This window comes from Parvibaculum sp., assembly GCF_035511255.1.
Taxonomy (GTDB): Bacteria; Pseudomonadota; Alphaproteobacteria; order Parvibaculales; family Parvibaculaceae; genus Parvibaculum.
In genome coordinates, this window is sequence record NZ_DATKFR010000205.1 from 1 (window position 1) to 6,237 (window position 6,237).

A 6,237-nucleotide genomic window follows, 5' to 3' on the forward strand; every position below is an offset into this window, starting at 1 on the left:
GCGACTCGCTCCATTTAATAACTGACTGGTCAGTTATTAATACCGGTCACGGAGGGCGCCGATGGCGGCGCAGCCCAGACGTCAGCGCCGCAAGGAAGCCCGGCCCGCCGAGATCATGGCGGCGGGGCTGAAGCTTTTTTCTGAACGTGGGTTCGCGGCGACGCGGCTCGAGGACGTGGCCGAGGCCGCCGGCGTCAGCAAGGCGACCATCTATCTTTATTTCGACAGCAAGGCCGAGCTCTTCAAGGCGATCGTACGCGAGATCGCGAGTCCCCGCCTCGGCGCCATCGAAGGCCTGATCGACGGCTATCAGGGCAGCACCGTCGAGCTGCTGACCGGCCTCCATCGCACGCTCCGCGATGTCGTTGGCATCCCGGAAATCGGCGCGATCATCAAGATCGTGCTTTCGGAAGCCGGCAACTTTCCCGACATCGCCGCCTTCTATCGCGACGAGATCGCTTTTCGCGGATTGCGCAACGTGGCGCGGATCGTTCAGCGCGGCATCGACAGGGGCGAGTTCCGTCCCTGCGATCCGCTGACCACCGCGCAAAGCGTGATCTTCCCGATCCTCATGAACCGCCTCATCCAGGAGGTCTTCGGTCCCATGCCGGAAACCGATCCGCAGAAGTTCCTGCCCAGCCATTTCGAGTTCGTCCTGCGCGGCCTCGCCGCGGACAAGGAGGTGGTCCAGTGATCCGGATTAACCTCCACTCCCTCTTGTCCGTGTGCGGGGCCGCGCTCCTACTCGCCGCCTGCGACGGCCGGCCGGAAGGCACTTGGCAAGGCTATGCCGAAGGCGAGTATGTGCGCGTCGGCCCGATCGACGGCGGCACCGTCGATGCGATCCCGGTGAAGCGCGGCGACAAGGTCGCCGACGGCGCCCTGCTCTTCCAGCTCGACCAGACCGCCGAAGTCGCCGCGCAGGCACAGGCGGCGGCGCAGCTCGCGCAGGCGCAATCGACCTATCGGAATCTTCTGAAGGGCTTGCGCGCGCCGGAGCTCGAACAGATCAAGGCCGCCCGCGCCAGCGCCGCCGCGAACCTTCAGAAGACCTCGCTCGACTACACGCGCGCGCAGAAGCTCTTCGCGAACGGCAACGTCTCGAAGGCCGCGCTCGACAGCGCGAAGGCCGCCCGCGACGCGGCGGCGGCCAGTGTCCGCGAACTCGATGCGAAGCTCGTCACCGGCGAACTCGCCGCGCGGCAGGACGAGATCGACGCCGCCGAGGCCGCGGTCAAGGCCGCGCAGGGCGTGCTCGATCAGGCGAACTGGCGCCTTTCGCGTCGCGAGGGACATACGCCGCAAGCGGGCACGGTCGAGGACGTCTATTTCCGCGTCGGCGAATTCGCCAACGCGACGCAACCCATCGTCTCCGTGCTGCCGCCGGAGAACATCAAGGTCCGTTTCTTCGTTCCCGAGCCCGAACTTGGCGGCGTCCATGTCGGCGATACCGTGTCGCTCGCCTGCGACGGTTGCCCGGCGGGCCTCACCGGCCGCATACGCTTCATCTCGTCTCAAGCCGAATTCACGCCGCCGGTCATCTACAGCGAGCAATCGCAGGCGAAGCTCGTCTACATGGCGGAAGCCTGGCCGGAGAAGACGCCGGAAGCCTTTCATCCGGGCCAGCCGGTGCGCGTCTCGCTCCGAAAGGCACAGTGAGCGATGGCCGACGCCGCGCCATTCGAAGGCGAACTCGCCATCGACGTCGAAGGGCTCACCAAAAGCTTCGGCGGGCGCAAGGTCGTCGACAATGTCGACATGCAGGTGGCGAAGGGAGAGATCTACGGTTTCCTGGGACCGAACGGGAGCGGCAAGACGACGACCATCCGTCTGCTCTGCGGATTGCTGACGCCCGATGCCGGGCACGGCACCTGTCTCGGCTACGACATTCTGACGGAGAGCCCGCGCATCAAGCTCGAAGTCGGCTACATGACGCAGAAGTTCAGCCTCTATGAAGATCTGAGCATCCGCGAGAATCTCGACTTCGTCGCCCGCATCTACGAATTGACGGACCGGCGCGAGGCCGTCGAGGCGACGCTCGCCAAGCTCAATCTCACGGGTCGCGCCGACCAACTCGCGGGCAGTCTTTCCGGCGGCTGGAAACAACGCCTCGCGCTCGCCTCCTGCATCATGCACAAGCCGAAGCTGCTTCTGCTCGACGAACCGACGGCCGGTGTCGACCCGAAGGCCCGGCGCGAGTTCTGGGACGAGATTCACGCGCTCGCCGCCGATGGGCTCACCGTCCTCGTCAGCACGCATTACATGGACGAGGCCGAGCGCTGCCACAAGATTTGCTACCTCGCCTATGGCCATCTGCTCGCGCGCGGCACGGCGCAGGAGGTGATCGACCAGTCGGGCCTCGCGACCTGGACCGTTTCCGGCCCCTCGCAAAAACGTATCGGTGCGCTCGCTCGCGAACTGACCGGCAGACACGGCGTCGACATGGTGGCGCCGTTCGGCGCGACGCTGCATGTGAGCGGGCTCGACCCTGCGGCGCTCGAACGCGGCATCGCGCCCTACAGGAACGAGCGCGACCTTTCCTGGCGACAGGACGAGCCCACGCTTGAAGACGTGTTCATCCTGATGATGAAGCAGGCACCGGACAATTTCGCATGATCGGAGACCGCCTCAACTTCCATCGCCTCGCCGCGCTGATCCGCAAGGAGTTCATCCAGATGCGGCGCGACAAGCTCACCTTCGCGATGATGCTGGGCGTGCCGATCATGCAACTCCTGCTCTTCGGCTACGCGATCAACTCCGATCCGAAGCATCTGCCGACCGCCGTCTTTGCGCAGGACCACTCGGTCTTCACGCGAACGCTTTTCGCGGCGCTCGAGAACACCGACTATTTCAGGATCGCGGAACGACCCGAAACGCGCGAGGAAGCCGAGGCGCTGATCCGGCGCGGGACCGTCCAGTTCGTGATCGAAATTCCGCCGAATTTTTCCCGCGATGTCGTGCGCGGCGCCGGTCCGCAAATCCTGCTCGACGCCGACGCGACCGATCCGGCCGCCACAGGCAATGCCATCGCCGCCTTGCGCCTGCTCGCGACCACGGCCCTGAACCGCGACCTGACGGGCCCTCTCGCGAACAGGGTCCCGGCGTCGGCGCCCCTCGACCTCGTCGTCCATCCGCGCTACAACTCCGAGAACCGGACGCAATACAACGTCGTCCCCGGAATCATCGGCGTGATCCTCACCATGACCATGGTGATGTTCACCGCGCTCGCCATGACGCGAGAGGTCGAGCGCGGCACGATGGAAAATCTGCTGACCATGCCGGTGCGCCCGCTGGAGGTCATGCTCGGCAAGATCGTGCCCTACATCATGGTCGGCTACATCCAGACGGCGCTGGTGCTCGCCGCCGCGCGCTTTCTCTTCGAGGTGCCGATGATCGGCAGCCTCCTTCTGCTCTCGGTCGTTTTGCTGATCTTCGTCGCCGCCAATCTGGCCGTCGGCTTCACCTTCTCGACACTCGCGCGCAACCAGCTTCAGGCGGTGCAGATGGCGGTATTTTTCTTCCTGCCCTCGATCCTCCTGTCGGGCTTCATGTTTCCCTTTCGCGGCATGCCGACCTGGGCGCAATGGATCGGCGAGACGCTTCCGCTCACTCACTTCCTGCGCATTATCCGCGGCATCCTGCTGAAAGGAAACGGCGTCGCCGACATCCAGATGGACACCGGCGCCATCGTGCTCTTCTTCCTCGCGGCGACACTCGTCGCCCTCAACCGCTATCGCCAGACGCTCGACTGACCTCGCCCGACAGGAATTGAGGCCGCCGCTTTCGCGACGGCCTCGTATTCACTTCGCAAGTTATGCGCGATCAGCGGTCGACAGCGTCGCGCACGGAATCCTTCACCGAACCCGCGGCGTTCTGCACCTTGCCCTCGACCTTGTCGAGCTTGCCGTCGGCCTTGAGCTTCGCGTCGCCGGTCACCTTGCCGGCCGCCTCTTTCACGGCGCCCTTGGCCTGCTTGGCCGTGCCTTCGATCCTGTCCTTGTCCATTCGAGATACTCCTTTGAACACAGCTGTCTGGTCCTGCGAGTAAAACGCCCGAACCCGAAAAAGGGTGCGAAACCCGACGCGAAACTTCGCGAAAGCGGATAGATTGCTCCGGAGCAACGGGAGAGGACAAATGTCGAACGCCGTCGTCACGCATATCCGTCATCATCTGCGATTTTATGTTTCGGTGTTAGCGGGCTTCGTCCTCTGGTTCGGCACCGGCGCTCTCAAGGCCTTTCCGGCACCGCTGCGCTTGTCGATCGCCGGCGATGGCGCCTACGCGCTCTATCTCACGCTCATGCTCACCAGCATGATACCGATGAAGCCCGAGCATCTGCGGAGGAAGTCGGAATATGAAGACGAAGGCATCTTTCTCATCCTCATGATCACGATCGCCGCCGTCGTCCTGAGCCTCGGCAACATCTTCGTCATTCTCAACACCGGCGCGACGCTCGCATGGCTTCACCTCGTCCTTGCGCTTGCGAGCGTCCTTCTCGGATGGTTGACGCTTCATACCGTGATGGCCGCGCATTACGGCCATGTCTTCTACATCGGCTCCGGCAGCGGAAAGGCGCGCGTCGATACGGGCGGTCTCGATTTTCCCGGCACCAAGGAGCCGACCTATTGGGAGTTTCTCTACTACTCCTTCGTCGTCGGAATGACGGCACAGACATCGGACACGCAAGTCACGTCGACGCGCATGCGCCGGCTCAGCCTCGGTCACGGCCTCATCTCGTTTTTCTACAACACGGTGCTGATCGCGCTCGGGGTCAACATCGTCGTCAATCTCGTGAAGTGATGCTCAGAGGCTGAACATCTTTCCGGGATTGAGGATGTTCAACGGATCGAGCGCTTGCTTGATCGCACGCATGACGGCGACGCCCTGCCCGTGTTCCGCCTTGAGGAATTTCATCTTGCCTTCGCCGATCCCGTGCTCGCCGGTGCAGGTGCCGTCGAGGGCAAGCACACGCATGACCATGCGGTCGTGAATCCGCTGCGCTTCGGCAAGTTCGCTCTCATTCAGCGGATCGACCAGCATGATGAGATGAAAATTTCCGTCGCCCACATGGCCGACAATGGGTGCGATCAGCGATGAGGATCCGAGATCGTCCTTCGTGCCGGCGACCGCCTCCGCGAGGTGCGAGATCGGCACGCAGACATCGGTAATCAGCCCCATCTTTCCCGGCTGAAGCGCCAGCGCCGCATAAAGCGCGTTGTGCCGCGCTTCCCAGAGCCTGGTGCGGTCCTCGGGCTTTACCGCCCATTCAAAATCGCCGCCTCCATGTTCTGCCGCGATCGCGCCGAAGCGCTCCGCCTGCTCCGCGACCGAACTTTCACTGCCGTGGAATTCGACCAGAAGCAGTGGCGTCTCGGGGAGAGAAAGTTTCGAATAGCGGTTGCAGGCGGCCACCTGCACCTCGTCGAGGAATTCGATGCGCGCGATCGGCAGGCCGGACTGGATCGTTTCGATCACCGCGTCGATGGCGCCCGTGAAATCCGGGAAAGAGACGACGCCGGAGGAAATCGCTTCCGGGATTCCGTAAAGCCTCAGCGTCAGTTCGGTGATGATGCCGAGCGTGCCTTCCGAACCGACGAGAAGGCGCGTCAGATCGTAGCCCGCCGCCGATTTTCGCGCGCGCCGCGCCGTGCGCACGATGCGCCCGTCGGCCATGACGGCAGTGAGGTTCAACACATTCTCGCGCATGGTGCCGTAGCGCACCGCATTGGTGCCCGAGGCGCGCGTCGCCGCCATGCCGCCGAGGCTCGCATCCGCGCCGGGGTCGATCGGAAAGAAGAGTCCCATGTCGCGCAGATGGGCGTTCAACGCCTTGCGCGTGACACCCGCCTCGACATGCACGTCGAGATCGGCGGCATTGACCTCGAGAACGCGGTTCATGCGGGAGAGATCGAGCGACAGCCCGCCATGCGGCGCCGAGATATGGCCCTCGAGCGACGTGCCGGTGCCGAAGGCAATAACCGGAAAGCGATGCGCCGCGCAGATGCGGACGATGTCGGCGACTTCCTGCGTCGATGTCGCGAAGGCGACCGCGTCCGGCGGCACCGTAGGGTGCCAGCTCTCGTCGCGTCCATGAGCCTCGCGCAAAGGAAGCGATGTCGTCAGTCTTTCGCCGAGAAGCGTACGCAGCGCGGCGATGGCTCCCGCCTTTTCGTCTGCGCCCGGGATTGCAGCAATTTCAGCCATGCGTTCCTCCGCCGGCCAGATTATCCTTCCCG

At 63.8% G+C, this 6,237-nt stretch carries 7 protein-coding genes; 5 read left to right on the forward strand and 2 right to left on the reverse strand.

All coding sequences use genetic code 11. The features are described 5' to 3' along the window. Nucleotides 1–61: 61 nt before the first annotated feature. Genes VMR03_RS08175 through VMR03_RS08190 form a run of 4 tightly spaced genes read left to right on the forward strand, consistent with a single transcriptional unit; the run spans nt 62 to nt 3,752 of the window. A complete protein-coding gene (locus tag VMR03_RS08175) occupies nt 62–694 on the forward strand; it encodes a TetR/AcrR family transcriptional regulator (protein WP_325404069.1) in 633 nt (210 codons plus the stop codon). Beyond that, a complete protein-coding gene (locus tag VMR03_RS08180) occupies nt 691–1,659 on the forward strand; it encodes an HlyD family secretion protein (RefSeq protein ID WP_325404071.1) in 969 nt (322 codons plus the stop codon). The genes VMR03_RS08175 and VMR03_RS08180 overlap by 4 nt, the downstream gene beginning before the upstream one ends. 3 nt (nt 1,660–1,662) lie before the next feature. Continuing rightward, nucleotides 1,663–2,616, forward strand: coding sequence for an ABC transporter ATP-binding protein (locus tag VMR03_RS08185; RefSeq protein WP_325404073.1), 954 nt, complete (start codon nt 1,663–1,665; stop codon nt 2,614–2,616). Then, nucleotides 2,613–3,752 (forward strand): ABC transporter permease, encoded by a 1,140-nt coding sequence (locus VMR03_RS08190; RefSeq protein WP_325404075.1) that lies wholly within the window; start codon nt 2,613–2,615, stop codon nt 3,750–3,752. Before VMR03_RS08185 ends, VMR03_RS08190 begins: the two co-directional genes overlap by 4 nt. 70 nt (nt 3,753–3,822) lie before the next feature. Here the strand turns inward: VMR03_RS08190 and VMR03_RS08195 are convergent, their stop codons facing one another. Further along, nucleotides 3,823–4,005: a CsbD family protein gene (locus tag VMR03_RS08195; RefSeq protein WP_325404077.1), complete on the reverse strand. Its 183-nt coding sequence runs from the start codon at nt 4,003–4,005 to the stop codon at nt 3,823–3,825. 130 nt (nt 4,006–4,135) lie between these two features. Here VMR03_RS08195 and VMR03_RS08200 point away from each other — a divergent pair, with 130 nt between their 5' ends. Beyond that, entirely contained in the window at nt 4,136–4,801 is a 666-nt protein-coding gene (locus tag VMR03_RS08200) for a DUF1345 domain-containing protein (RefSeq protein ID WP_325404079.1), read from the forward strand. A 3-nt stretch (nt 4,802–4,804) separates the two neighbouring features. Here the strand turns inward: VMR03_RS08200 and VMR03_RS08205 are convergent, their stop codons facing one another. After that, entirely contained in the window at nt 4,805–6,205 is a 1,401-nt protein-coding gene (locus tag VMR03_RS08205) for an FAD-binding oxidoreductase (protein WP_325404081.1), read from the reverse strand. Nucleotides 6,206–6,237 lie beyond the last annotated feature (32 nt).

What these genes read in the sequence shown, in the direction of transcription:
- VMR03_RS08185 (WP_325404073.1), top strand. Translation starts at nt 1,663, where the DNA reads ATGGCCGACGCCGCGCCATTCGAAGGCGAACTCGCCATCGACGTCGAA.
- VMR03_RS08195 (WP_325404077.1), bottom strand. Translation starts at nt 4,005, where the DNA reads ATGGACAAGGACAGGATCGAAGGCACGGCCAAGCAGGCCAAGGGCGCC.
- VMR03_RS08200 (WP_325404079.1), top strand. Translation starts at nt 4,136, where the DNA reads ATGTCGAACGCCGTCGTCACGCATATCCGTCATCATCTGCGATTTTAT.
- VMR03_RS08205 (WP_325404081.1), bottom strand. Translation starts at nt 6,205, where the DNA reads ATGGCTGAAATTGCTGCAATCCCGGGCGCAGACGAAAAGGCGGGAGCC.
- VMR03_RS08190 (WP_325404075.1), top strand. Translation starts at nt 2,613, where the DNA reads ATGATCGGAGACCGCCTCAACTTCCATCGCCTCGCCGCGCTGATCCGC.
- VMR03_RS08175 (WP_325404069.1), top strand. Translation starts at nt 62, where the DNA reads ATGGCGGCGCAGCCCAGACGTCAGCGCCGCAAGGAAGCCCGGCCCGCC.